10 protein-coding genes are annotated in these 12,725 nt (G+C 66.2%); 9 read left to right on the top strand and 1 reads right to left on the bottom strand.

Annotated features, from left to right (window positions below):
• The first annotated feature begins 218 nt into the window (after positions 1-218).
• Genes ABZ942_RS36050 through ABZ942_RS36015 form a run of 8 tightly spaced genes read left to right on the top strand, consistent with a single transcriptional unit; the run spans position 219 to position 9,962 of the window.
• On the top strand, positions 219-1,655 hold the full coding sequence (locus ABZ942_RS36050; protein ID WP_357390136.1) for a family 2B encapsulin nanocompartment shell protein: 1,437 nt from the start codon (positions 219-221) through the stop codon (positions 1,653-1,655).
• A gap of 21 nt (positions 1,656-1,676) precedes the next feature.
• A complete protein-coding gene (locus tag ABZ942_RS36045) occupies positions 1,677-2,810 on the top strand; it encodes a polyprenyl synthetase family protein (RefSeq protein ID WP_357390134.1) in 1,134 nt (377 codons plus the stop codon).
• Between the two features lie 29 nt (positions 2,811-2,839).
• Positions 2,840-5,149, top strand: coding sequence for a germacradienol/geosmin synthase (locus tag ABZ942_RS36040; protein ID WP_357390132.1), 2,310 nt, complete (start codon positions 2,840-2,842; stop codon positions 5,147-5,149).
• Positions 5,146-6,099, top strand: coding sequence for a 4-hydroxy-3-methylbut-2-enyl diphosphate reductase (gene ispH, locus ABZ942_RS36035; protein ID WP_357390130.1), 954 nt, complete (start codon positions 5,146-5,148; stop codon positions 6,097-6,099). The genes ABZ942_RS36040 and ispH overlap by 4 nt, the downstream gene beginning before the upstream one ends.
• Complete coding sequence (gene ispG / locus ABZ942_RS36030) at positions 6,096-7,220, top strand: flavodoxin-dependent (E)-4-hydroxy-3-methylbut-2-enyl-diphosphate synthase (protein WP_357390129.1); 1,125 nt, start codon at positions 6,096-6,098, stop codon at positions 7,218-7,220. Before ispH ends, ispG begins: the two co-directional genes overlap by 4 nt.
• A complete protein-coding gene (locus tag ABZ942_RS36025; protein ID WP_357390127.1) occupies positions 7,217-8,299 on the top strand; it encodes a polyprenyl synthetase family protein in 1,083 nt (360 codons plus the stop codon). The genes ispG and ABZ942_RS36025 overlap by 4 nt, the downstream gene beginning before the upstream one ends.
• A gap of 13 nt (positions 8,300-8,312) precedes the next feature.
• Positions 8,313-9,086 carry a DUF4239 domain-containing protein gene (locus tag ABZ942_RS36020; protein WP_357390125.1) on the top strand — a complete coding sequence of 258 codons (774 nt, stop codon included), beginning with the start codon at positions 8,313-8,315 and terminating at the stop codon, positions 9,084-9,086.
• A gap of 45 nt (positions 9,087-9,131) precedes the next feature.
• Positions 9,132-9,962: a hypothetical protein gene (locus tag ABZ942_RS36015; protein WP_357390123.1), complete on the top strand. Its 831-nt coding sequence runs from the start codon at positions 9,132-9,134 to the stop codon at positions 9,960-9,962.
• Here the strand turns inward: ABZ942_RS36015 and ABZ942_RS36010 are convergent.
• Entirely contained in the window at positions 9,959-10,840 is an 882-nt protein-coding gene (locus ABZ942_RS36010; RefSeq protein ID WP_357390121.1) for a LysR family transcriptional regulator, read from the bottom strand. The two genes, ABZ942_RS36015 and ABZ942_RS36010, sit on opposite strands and share 4 nt — an antisense overlap.
• Positions 10,841-10,970: 130 nt before the next feature.
• Here ABZ942_RS36010 and ABZ942_RS36005 point away from each other — a divergent pair, with 130 nt between their 5' ends.
• The gene (locus tag ABZ942_RS36005; RefSeq protein WP_357390120.1) at positions 10,971-12,689 is read left to right on the top strand and encodes an acetolactate synthase catalytic subunit; all 1,719 of its coding nucleotides are present in this window, start codon (positions 10,971-10,973) and stop codon (positions 12,687-12,689) included.
• Positions 12,690-12,725: the final 36 nt, after the last annotated feature.

The raw sequence follows: 12,725 nt of genomic DNA, 5'->3' as shown, positions 1-12,725 counted from the left end.
ATTCGAAGTTTGGGTACGCCCAACAGGTTTCGCGGCTTAAGATCGACATCGTCCGAAACGCACTGCCACATACCAACATTCGCTCCAGCGATCTGTTTCCGCGGGCTTCTCGCCGCCTGTCGACCTGCTGTGCACAACCATCGAATCTGAACGATCGCCTATTCGGACATTCCATGACAAACCGTCCACGGGTGACCATTTCGAGGTGAGGATCAAATATGACAATCGAAATGCCGGTTTCTACCGAGACCAATGGTTACGGTAATGGCAACGGCAACGGTAACGGCCGCAAGAGCCTCAGTACCGCAGCCGCGCACCAGTTGGCAACCACCACCAAATCCGAACCACAGATGCAGGGCATCAGCTCCCGCTGGTTGACCCGCATGCTGCCGTGGACACAGGTCAACGGCGGTATCTACCGGGTGAACCGCCGCCTCACCCACACCCTGGGCAACGGCGAGATCGAGTTCGTCATCGACGGCTCGCAGGCCAAGGTCATCCCCCAGGAACTGCGCGAGCTGCGCGCACTGCACGACGTCGACGACGAGGAAGTACTGCAGGCCCTCGCGCAACGTTTCGAACAGCGCGACCTCGAACCGGGAACGGTCGTCGCGGAATTCGGCAACCCGATGAACCAGATCATGCTCATCGTGCACGGTAAATTGGCCAAGATCGGTTCCGGTGAATACGGCGAGCAAACGAAGCTCGGCATGCTCGCGGGCGGCAACTTCTTCGGCGACGAATGCATCACCGACGATTCCGCCATTTGGCCGGTCACCGTCAAGGCGGTCACCAAGACCACCATGCTCGTCATGCCGCGAGAAGCGTTCGAGGAAGTACTCGACAACGCACCAACACTTCGAGAACAACTCTCACAGGTAGCGGCCGCCGCCGCACAGCCACAGAACAAACAGGGCGAGGCGGCGATCCAGATCCACTCCGGCCACGAGGGCGAACCTCTCTTGGACGGCACCTTCGTCGACTACGACGCCAGCCCACGCGAATACGAACTCAGCCTGGCGCAGAGCGTACTTCGAGTGCACACCCGCGTCGCCGATCTGTTCAACGACCCGATGAACCAGACCCAGCAGCAGTTGCGGCTGACGATCGAGGCGCTCTACGAACGCCGCGAGTACGACCTGGTCAACAGCCCCGACTTCGGACTGCTTAACAACTGCGATCTGAAGCAGCGCATCTACACCGAGTCCGGCCCGCCCACCCCGGACGACATGGACGAACTGCTCAGCATGCGCCGCAGCACCAATCTCTTTATCGCGCACCCGAAAGCGATCGCCGCCTTCGGTCGCGAGTGCAGCAAGCGCGGCCTGTACCCGGACCCCGTCGACGTGGACGGCCACCGGGTGCCCGCCTGGCGCGGGGTACCGATCTTCCCCTGTGGCAAGATCCCGGTCAGCGGCACCCAGACCACTTCCATTCTCGCCATGCGCCTCGGCGAAAAGGATCAGGGCGTGATCGGCCTGCACACCGTCGGGCTGCCCGACGAATACGAGCCGAGTCTCAACGTCCGCTTCAAGGGCATCGATGACCAGTCGATCATCTCCTACCTGGTGAGCTGTTATTACTCGGCGGCGATCCTCGTCCCCGACGCGCTCGGCATCCTCGACAACGTCCTCGTCGCACGCCAGACCGACTGACGGAGACGATCAGCGACCTCGATGTCTTCGACGCCGCGGCGGCCACGAAATACCGAGCAGCCGCGGCGTTCCCAGGTCATGGGCGACCGCACTCCGGCGGCCACGACACCGCAAGGGAAGGTATATGTGCTGATGGTCGAGAGCACCTCGGCGGCGACGAGCCGCCGGGCCACAGAGATCCTGTCCAGCGTTCGCAAGATGTGCGATCCGGTGCTGCGCGAGGCCGTTTCGTCGTTACCCGAACCGCTGTGCCTGATGGGCGGCTACCACCTCGGCTGGTGGGATGCCGAGGGAACCGCGACACCACAACCGGGTGGAAAGGCGTTGCGGCCCGCGTTGACCGTCTGCGCGGCCGCAGCCTGCGGTGCCATCCCGCGGGTCGCGCTCGCCGCGGCGGCCGCCGTGGAGCTGGTGCACAACTTCACGCTGCTGCACGACGACATCATGGACGTCGATCAGGTCCGGCGCGGCAGGCCGGCCGTGTGGACGATCTGGGGCGTGCCCGACGCGATGCTGCTCGGCGACGCGCTGCATGCGCTGGCGGCCCGGGTGCTGGTGACCGGGCTACCGGGTCGGACGGCCACCGCGGCGGTCGCCCGGCTCGAATCGGCGGTCATCGAGATGTGCCAGGGGCAGCAGAAGGACTGTCAGTTCCGGTCGGGCGCGCAGGTCGATGTCGAGGAGTACGCGCGGATGGCGATGGGCAAGACCGGCGCGCTGATGGGTTGCGCCTGCGCGCTCGGGGCCCTGTGCGCGCAGGCGGATCTGTCCACCGTGTCGGCGATGGACACGTTCGGGCGGGAACTGGGCATGGCGTTCCAGTTCGTCGACGACCTGATCGGGATCTGGGGTGACCCGAAGGTCACCGGCAAACCGACGAATGACCTTGCCCGGCACACGATGTCGCTGCCGGTGGTTACGGCTCTTGGTTCGGGCACCGCGGCGGCCGCAGAGCTGGCGACGATGTACGGCCGCGATCCGGACTCGATGGATATTGCTCGGGCCACCGCCCTGGTCGAGTCGGCGGGCGGGCGCGAATGCACCCAGCAGCTCGCCGACCGCCGAGTGCGGGCGGCCATCGCGGCGCTGGCCGATCCCGCCGCGGCCGCGGACCTGATGGTGCTGGCCGGCCTGGTCGCGCGCCGGAACCACTGAGCCGCGAGTGTCGACCGTAAGGAGATGACATGCAGCCCTTCGAACTTCCCGATTTCTACATGCCGTACCCGGCCAGGCTCAATCCCCACGTGGACAGCGCCCGCGCGCACACCAGGATCTGGGCCGACGGGATGGGTTTCTTCGAACCTCAACAGGGACACCATATTTGGGATGAGGCCGACCTCGAAAAGCACGATTACGGCCTGCTGTGTGCCTACACCCATCCCGAATGCGACAGCCAGGAACTGTCTCTCATTACCGACTGGTATGTGTGGGTGTTCTATTTCGACGATCACTTCCTCGAATTGTTCAAGCGAACCAGGGACACCGAGGGTGCGCGAAAGTATCTGGAGCGACTGCGCGATTTCATGCCGCTGGCCGGCGGCCCGATGCCGGAGCCGACGAACCCGGTGGAGCGTGGACTCGCCGACCTGTGGGTCCGGACGGTGCCGTCGATGCCGATGGACTGGCGGCAGCGCTTCGTCGCGACAACCACTGCGCTGCTGGAGGAATCGCGGTGGGAGCTGGCCAATATCACCGAGGGCCGGATCGCGAATCCGATCGAATACATCGAGATGCGGCGCAAGGTCGGCGGCGCACCGTGGTCGGCCAACCTGGTCGAGCACGCTGTCGGCGCGGCGGTACCGGCCGCACTCGCCGCCACTCGGCCGCTGGAAGTGTTGCGCGACACCTTCTCCGACGGCGTGCACCTGCGCAACGACATCTTCTCCTACGAACGCGAGGTGCGCCAGGAAGGCGAGAACGCCAACGGAATCCTGGTGGTCGAAGAGTTTTTCGGCTACGACACCCAGCACGCCGCCGACGTCGTCAACGACCTGCTGACCTCACGCCTACAGCAGTTCGAGCACACCGCGCTGACCGAGCTGCCGATGCTGTTCGCCGAATACGCGGTCGACCCGCAGGACCAGGCCGCGGTGGTCGCCTACGCAAAAGGCTTGCAGGACTGGCAATCCGGCGGGCACGAATGGCACATGCGCTCCAGCAGATATATGAACAAGGGCGGCGCCACCGCGAGTGATCCGTTGCCGCGCTTGTTCAAACCTGTCGGTCTCGGCAGTTCCGCGGTCTATCTGTTCGCCCCCAACGCGGCGCTCGGACCGAGCCGGATGAAGAGTTTCCTGCGGCCCCGCTTCGAGGAGGTCGGGCCAACCGCGCTGCCGGAGCTGTATCTGCCGTACAAACTCCAGGTGAGTCCGTTCGTCGACGCCGCGCGGGCGAATCTGCTCGCCTGGGGCAAGGAGATGGGCTTCCACGGCCCGGTACCGGAACTGGGTGGCCGGGCGCTGTGGCGTCCGGTGGATCTCGCCGAATTCGACTTCGCGCTGTGCTCAGCGGGTTTGGATCCCGATGCCACTCTCGCCGAATTGGATCTGTCGTCCGATTGGCTGGCCTGGGGTACCTACGTCGACGACTACTACCCCCAGGTGTTCAGCCTGCGCAAAGACATGATCGCAGCAAAGGCGCAGGGCAAACGATTCTCGGCGTTCATGCCGCTGGAGTCCGAGGTGGTTCCGCCCGCCACCAACGCGATGGAGCGCGCCCTCGCCGATCTCTGGCACCGGACCACCGCCATCCTCGACGGCGAGCAGAAGGGTGAATTCCGCCGCGCCGTAGTGGCTTTCCTGGAGAGCTGCGAATGGGAGGTGGCCAACGACATCGCCAATCGCATTCCCGATCCGGTCGACTATGTCGAAATGCGTCGCCGCACTTTCGGTTCGGATCTCACCATGGCGCTGTCGCGGTTCTCGCACGGTCAGCTGGTGCCGCCGGATGTCTATCGTACCCAGACGATCATGGACCTGGAACACACCGCGAGCGACTACGCCACGATGGTGAACGACCTTTTCTCGTATCAGAAAGAGACGCAGTACGAAGGCGACTTCCACAACGCGGTCCGGGTCATGCAGAACTTCTTCGACTGCAGTTCCGCGGACGGCGTCGCCATCGTCAACGACCTGCTGACCGCGCGGATGCAGCAGTTCGAACGCATCGTCGGCAGCGAATTGCCCGCCCTCTACGAGGAATACGACCTCGGTCAGGACGTGCGCGATTCACTCGACCGGCGCGCGGTCGAACTGCAGGACTGGATGGCCGGAATCGTCAACTGGCACATATCGTGTGGGCGCTACAAGGAGGCACAGCTAGCGGATCGCTATCGATCCGTGCCCGACGAACTGGTCACCGAACCGCCGATCGAGGCGGGCCCGGCGCCGTCCTTCGAGCGACCGAGCGGACTCGGCACCGGAGCCGTCCGCATCGACGGACTCTGCCGCTCACTGAAGGCGAATGCGCCTGCCCCGCAGCCGGTGTCGCCATGACCACCGCTCGCGGGAGGACGGTATTGCTTGCCGCCCCACGGTCCTTCTGTGCCGGCGTCGAGCGGGCCATCGACACCGTGGAACGGTTGCTGGCCGCGCCGGATCGACACGAGCCGGTCTACGTGCGCAAGCAGATCGTGCACAACACTCACGTGGTCTCCGACCTGGCCGGGCGCGGCGCGATATTCGTCGAGGAGCTCGACGAGGTGCCGACGGGTGCCACGGTCGTCTTCTCCGCGCACGGCGTCTCCCCCGCCGTGCACGAACAGGCCAAGGCACGCGGGCTCACCGTGATCGACGCCACCTGCCCGCTGGTCACCAAAGTGCATGCCGAGGCCCGGCGCTTCGCGGCCCGCGGCAACACCATCGTGCTGGTCGGCCACGCCGGGCACGAGGAGGTGGAGGGCACTGCGGGCGAGGCGCCTGAGGTGACGGTGGTGATCGACCGTCCGGCCGAGGCCGCCGCGCTCCAGGTCCCCGACGAAGGCAAGGTCGCCTTCCTGACCCAGACCACCCTGTCGGTCGACGAGGCCGAGGAGACCATTCAGGCGCTGCGCCAACGCTTTCCGCAGTTACACGGGCCGAGCAGCGCCGACATCTGCTACGCCAGTACCAACCGGCAGCAGGCCGTGGAGGCGGTGGCGCAGCACAGCGATGTCGTGCTCGTCATCGGCTCGGAGAACTCGTCCAACTCCCAGCGGCTGGTGGAAGTCGCTGAGCGCCATGGCATCCCGGCTTATCTCATCGAAGATGCGTCGGCCATCTCGCCCGCCTGGATCGAATCCGCGAACACCATCGGCCTGTCCGCAGGCGCCTCCGCGCCCGCGGCCCTCGTCGACGCGGTCATCGACGCGCTGCGCGCCTGGGGCCCGCTCACCGTCCGCGAACACGTCACGGCCATCGAGAACATCGCCTTCGCCCCACCACCCGACGTGAGGCATCTCCCATGAGCATCAGTGATCTCGGCCTGCCGACCACACTTCCGCGCCACCGCACCAAGCGGCTGAACATCGGTGGTGTCCCGGTCGGCGGCGGTGCGCCGATCTCCGTCCAGACCATGACAACTACCCGGACCGCCGATATCGACGGCACGTTGCAGCAGATAGCCGCGGTGACCGCGGCGGGCTGCGACATCGTCCGAGTCGCGGTGCCGACCACCGAGGACGTGGCCGCGTTGCCGACCATCGTGGCCCGGTCCCCGCTGCCGGTGATCGCCGACATCCACTTCCAGCCGCGCTACGTGTTCGCCGCGATCGACGCGGGCTGCGCGGCGGTGCGGGTGAACCCCGGCAATATCAAGCAATTCGATGATCGGGTCGGTGAAATCGCGAAAGCTGCGGCGGCAGCAGGCATTCCGATTCGGGTCGGGGTCAATGCGGGTTCGCTCGATCCGCGCGTGCTCGCCAAGCATGGTTCGGCCACCGCGGAAGCTCTCGTCGAATCGGCGCTCTGGGAGGCCGCGCTGTTCGAGGAACACGGCTTCACCGACCTCAAGATCGCGGTCAAGCATCACGACCCGCGCACCATGATCGCCGCCAATCGGCTGCTCGCCCAGCGCTGCGACTATCCGCTGCACCTCGGCGTCACCGAGGCGGGACCGATGTTCCAGGGCACCGTCAAATCGGCGGTCGCCTTCGCCATCCTGCTCGGCGAGGGGATCGGCGACACGATTCGGGTGTCCATCTCGGCACCGCCGGTCGATCAGGTCAAGGCGGGCTGTCACATTCTGCAATCGCTCGGCCTGCGACCGCGCAAGCTCGAAATCGTCTCCTGCCCTGGCTGCGGCCGGCTCCAGGTCGATATTCATCGGCTGGCGGGTCAGGTGGAGGCGGCGTTCGAGGGCTTCCCGCATCCGCTGCGGGTCGCGGTGATGGGCTGCGTCGTCAACGGTCCCGGCGAGGCCCGCGAGGCCGACCTCGGTGTCTCCTCGGGCAACGGCAAAGGGCAGATCTTCGTCCGGGGCAAGGTGATTCGCACCGTACCCGAGCACCTGATCGTCGAAACGCTGGTGGCCGAAGCCGTCGCGCTCACCAGCCACCTCGAAGACGCACCGGCGGAGGGGATCTCATGACCACCGCGCATGCCGAGCCCGCGACACCCGCACCGGTGGATCTGGCCGCGATCCGGACGCGGGTGGACGGCGAGCTCGACCAGTTCCTGCGGGACAAGGCCACCGCTACCGAACCCGCGCTGCCCGACGAGCTCACCTCTATCGTGCGGGACTTTCTTTTCGCGGGCGGCAAGCGGATTCGTCCGCTGCTGTGCGTCCTCGGCTGGCATGCCGCGGGCGGCCGGATGCCCGTGCCGCAGCCGATAGTGCGCGCCGCCGCCTCGCTCGAACTGTTCCACGCCGCCGTGCTGATCCACGACGACATCATCGACAACAGCGACACCCGCCGCGATCACCCCACCGTGCACCGCGCGCTGGCGGCCCGGCATCAGGATCGCCGCGACCCCGGCGAGTTCGGCGCGCATGCCGCCCTCGTGCTCGGCGACCTGACGATGGTCTGGTCAGCCGAATTGCTGCACACCGCACAGCTGACCGCCACTCAGTTGACCGAGGCGCTCACGGTGCTCGACGGCATGCGCACCGACGTCATGTACGGCCAGTACTTGGACCTGGTCACCACCGCACGTCCGGCACCGAACCTGGACCAGGCGATGCAGATCATCAGGTACAAGACGGTGTCCTACACCTGCGAACGTCCGCTGCAGCTCGGCGCCGTCCTGGCCGGCGCGCAACCCGGGGTGCGCGAGGCGCTCACCGCCTACGCCAGGCCGATCGGCGAGGCGTTCCAGTTGCAGGACGATCTGCTCGGCGTCTACGGCAACCCGGCGAGCACCGGCAAGTCCGATCTGGAGGACCTGCGCGATGGCAAGCACACCGCCCTGGTCGCGCTGGCCCTCGAACACGCGCCGCCGGCGCAAGCCGCACAGCTGCTCACCTTGCTCGGCAATCCAGAATTGGACGGCAGGCAGGCCGAGACCTGCCGCGAAATCCTCACCGCCACTGCGCGTCCCCGCGTCGAGGCGATGATTCGCACCCGATGGGCGCAGGCCAACCGCGCCCTCGACAACGCCCCCTTCCCTGCCGCGGTCGGTCAGGCCCTGCGCCATGTCGCCGATGTAGTCGTCTCGAGGAACACCTAGGAAAGGCCGCGTCATGGATAGTGAGCTCGTTCAGCAATTGCTCGTGCCCGTCGCGGTCGCGGTCGTGGCCGTCATCGTCTTCGTGATCGGGGACCGGCTGCGGCCCGCCTCCTGGCGCGAGACCGACGACGAGGCGGCGGGCACCCTGGTCATCGACCTGATCAACACGCTCTTCATGGCCGTGGCCGCCTTCGTCGTGGTGATCTGCTGGCAGCAGTACGACAACGCGCACAATCACACGATCGCCGAGGCCAAGGCGCTGACCGATGTCTACTGGGCCGCGCACGAGATGCCCGATCCCGAACATCAGCAGGTGCAAAAACTGGTGCACGACTACACCGAGCAGGTCGTGAAGGTGGAGTGGCCGGAGATGGACAACGAAGGCCGGATGAGCCAGTCCACCCAGGAGACCTTGGATACGTTGCGGGACACCGTGTTCGCCATCCAGTCGCAGGACTCCAACGTCACCGACCTGCGCGCCAGCGCCATCGCCGCCCTGGAGGCGGTAGCGCAGGCGCGCCACGATCGCTCGATGGACGCCGATCTCGGCATGCCCGGATTCCTGTACACCGCTTTGTGGTTCACCACGGTGCTGCTGCTGTGCACCGCCGTGCTCTCCGGCGTCGAGGTCACCAAGCGCAGCATCCTGATGACCGCGCTGCTCGGCATCGTGGTCGGCGCGGCGATCGTCGCGATCTACGGCCTCGATCGGCCGTTCTCCGGCGGGAACATCGTGCCGAAGGATGCCTTCACCTCGGCGCTGTCCCGTTTCCAGCACATCACCTAGCGGAATTCTTTGGCTGAACACCGATTACGGATGGGATGTGCGCTCATGGCACACACCAGAGGACTTGCCCTCGCATCGGCGCTGCCGCTGGCCGCGGCGTTGCTGGCCGGTCACCATGCTGTCGCGGCCGCGGATCCGTTGCCGTCGATCGGCGAAATCGTCAGTGGCAGTGCATCTTCGGGTTCTACTGATGCCGGAAGTGCTTTCGCTGGAACGGAACTCGGTCTCGGACCGAGCACACCGGCGGGGCACGGCTATCTCAGTAGCGGCAGCGCAGGCACCGGCCTAGGTCTCGGAACTGCCGCTGGCACTGGGCAAGCCAGCGACCCTGCCCCGGCCGACGAGCCCATCGCCGCGCCGCCCTTGCCCGGCGGTTCTGCCGAATTGCCCGATCTCGACTCCGACGACACTCGAACGGCATGCACCGGCAGCGTCGCGGTCGGCGGCGCGTTGATTCTGCTCGGCCTGGTGACCGGCAGTTCGCACGGCATCCTCGGCTCCAGTGGATCGGCACTCGGCAGCGTCGTCGTCGGCAGCGCCGCCACGGGCAGCGGGCTGGCATGTCTACTGTGGCCGCGCGACCTGCCGCCCTTTCCCGGTGCGCCACTGCTGCTCGGCCCACCGGCCCCGGTGATACCGGCCATTGCTACTCCCCCGATCGAAGCCCCGCCACCGCCCGAACCCGAGCCCGCGCCACCGGCACCGAACCTGCCGATCGTCGAAAGTCATCCCCTGCCAATGCGTCTGGCGGAAGCCGAACCCAAAGCCGACCCCGTGGCCTGGAACATCATGCAGCTGTTGACGATCATGGTGGTCGCGATCCTCACCACCGTGCGCGGCGTCACCGTCGTCCGGCGCAGCAAGCACGCGAGCTAACTACAGCGCCGCCACCATTCGAGGAAGTGCGCCAGGGCCGGGGCCTCCGAGCCGCGCATCCAGGCGATCTGGATGGCGATTTGCGGCGCGTTGGCGCCGAACGGAATGACGACGATGTTCTCGTGCGCGATTCGGGTCGCCCGCTTGCGGTCGAGCACGCTGATTCCGGTGCCGCTCGATACCAGGTCGAGGACCTGTTCGGCGTCGGATTCCTCGGCGACCAGGTTCGGCGCGCCGTCGCCCCAGATATGGCTGACCAGTTCGTCGTAGAAGTCCGGTCCGGTGTGGCGTGACCAGAGCACGATCGGCTCGTCGACAATGTCGCCGATTTCCACGCTGGCCTTTTCGGCCAGCGGATGCCCTTTGGAGACCACCACCGCGGCTTCCTGCAGCCCGATCAGGTGCGTTTGCACCCGCGGGTGGGCGATATTTCCGCGCACGAATGCGACGTCGACCTCGCCCGATTCGAGCAGGTCCAGATTCCACGACGTCCACCCGGTGATGGTCGACACATCGATGTCCGGAAATTCCTTCCGGAAGGACCTGATGCGCTGGGAAATATCGCTGTCGGAGCCCGATCGAGTGAAAGCCACCTTCAGTTCCCCGGCCGTGCCCGACGCCCGAGCGCGGACGGTGCGTGCCAGGTCAGCGGCGGCCGACAGCAGTTGCTGGGCACCCGCCTGTAGCGCGAGTCCGGCCGGTGTCATGACGAAACCGCGGCCGGTACGGGCCAGCAGCTCGACGCCCAGCTCCTTCTCCAGCGCCTTGACCTGCTGAGATAGCGCGGGTTGAGTGATGTGCAGCGCTTCGGCCGCGCGACCGAAGTGCCGGTGCTCGGCTACTGCTAGGAAGTAACGAACGCGACGTAGGTCGTCCACGCGGTCAGCCTAGCCAGATAAGAGTTCCTTATCAACGGGAAGTAAATACGTATTGGACCTGGCGTTCTGCGCAGGCCGAGACTGTAGCTACCGATCCAGTCCACGTCCGCTACCGCGAGAAGGTGTTCCGATGCCGACAGTCGCCGCCGCCATAGCCGAGAATCTTCGTGCCAGGCAGATATCCGAATTCTTCGGCCAGAGCCTGCCGTCGCTGCTGGTTTTGGCGGCCGAGGATCTCGGCATCCGCCAGATCGTTTATCGCACCGAAAACGCGGGCGGCACCATGGCCGACGGCTTTGCCCGGGTTTCCGGACGCTGTTCGGTGGTGGTGGCACAGAACGGGCCGGCGGCAACGCTGCTCGTGCCGCCGCTGACCGAGGCGGCGAAGGTCTCGATTCCGGTGGTCGCGCTCATTCAGGACGTACCGAGCCCGATTCGCAACAAAAATGCGTTTCAGGAGATCGATCACCAGAGTTTGTTTTCCGGCTGCACCAAATGGTTCGACCGCCTCGACGATCCCGATCGCGTGCACGACTATCTCGACGCGGCATTCCGGGCGGCGACCAGTGGACGGCCGGGGCCCGCGGTGTTGATGCTGCCGAAGGACGTCCTCGAACTGGCCGCGCCGCCCCCACCCGAACACCTCGGTCCGACTGTGTTCCCGCTCGATCGGATCCGCCCGTCCGAAGACACCGTCCGTACCGCGGCGGAACTGCTGGCCGGTGCCGAGCGGCCGCTCGTCGTCGCCGGTGGCGGCGCGGTCTCCTCCGACGCGGGCGCCGCCTTGGCCAGGTTGAGCGATCTGGCATCGTTGCCAGTCGCGACCACGCCGATGGGCAAGGGCGTGGTGCCCGACACCGCCGACCTGAGCGTCGGCGTCGTCGGCAATTACATGGGCCCACACGGGGTTTCGCATGGCATGCGGGAGTGGATCGCCGGGGTGGACACGGTCCTGCTCGCCGGTTCCCGCACCAACGAGAACGGCACCGACGGCTGGAGCCTGTTCCCCCGCGACGCCACCTTCATCCACCTCGACATCGATCCCACCGAAATCGGCCGCAACTACCCGTCATTGCGACTGGTCGGCGACGTCCGGACCGGTATCGATGATCTCTCGGCCGCGCTGCGCGAACTCGACCTGAGCAAGCGCAGCGCCGACCGGCCCGCGGTCACCGACCGAATCGCCCGCTCCCGTGCCGAATTCGAGACGACAACGGCCGCGGTGCGCACCTCGACGCGGCAGCCGCTGCGCCCCGAGCGGGTCGCCGACGAGATCAGCACCCTGCTGCCCGATGACGCGATCGTCGTCGCGGATGCCAGCTACTCCTCGATCTGGGTGGCCAACTATATCCGCGCCACCACCCACCGGCAGCGATTCATCCTGCCGCGCGGCATGGCCGGGCTCGGCTGGGGACTGCCGCTGGCGATCGGTGCGAAGGCGGCGCGACCCGCCGCGCCGGTCATCTGCCTGGTCGGTGACGGCGGCTTCGCGCACTGCTGGGCCGAGATCGAGACCGCAGTCCGGGAGAACCTGGATGTCGTTGTGCTCGTGCTGAACAACTCCATCCTCGGCTACCAGAAGCACGCCGAAATCGTCCAGTTCGGTCGGCCCACCTCCGCCGTCGAACTCGGTCATGTCGACCACGCGCAGATCGCGACCGCGTGCGGGGCACAGGGTCACACCATCCACACCGATGTGGAACTGCGCGAGGCACTTTCGAAGGCGATCGTCGATCCGGTTACCACCGTGCTCGACATCGTCACCGATTCCGACGCCTATCCACCCATCACCGGGTGGGACACCAACCGGGCGCTCACCGACCATCTTGCCGACCAGAAACTCAACTGACCGAACAGATCACACACTTCGAGAAAACGGAGACTC

The organism is Nocardia sp. NPDC046473 (assembly GCF_040645995.1).
Taxonomy (GTDB): Bacteria; Actinomycetota; Actinomycetes; order Mycobacteriales; family Mycobacteriaceae; genus Nocardia.
The sequence above is the reverse complement of the archived record's forward strand: the minus strand, read 5'-3'. Positions and strand labels throughout refer to the sequence as shown.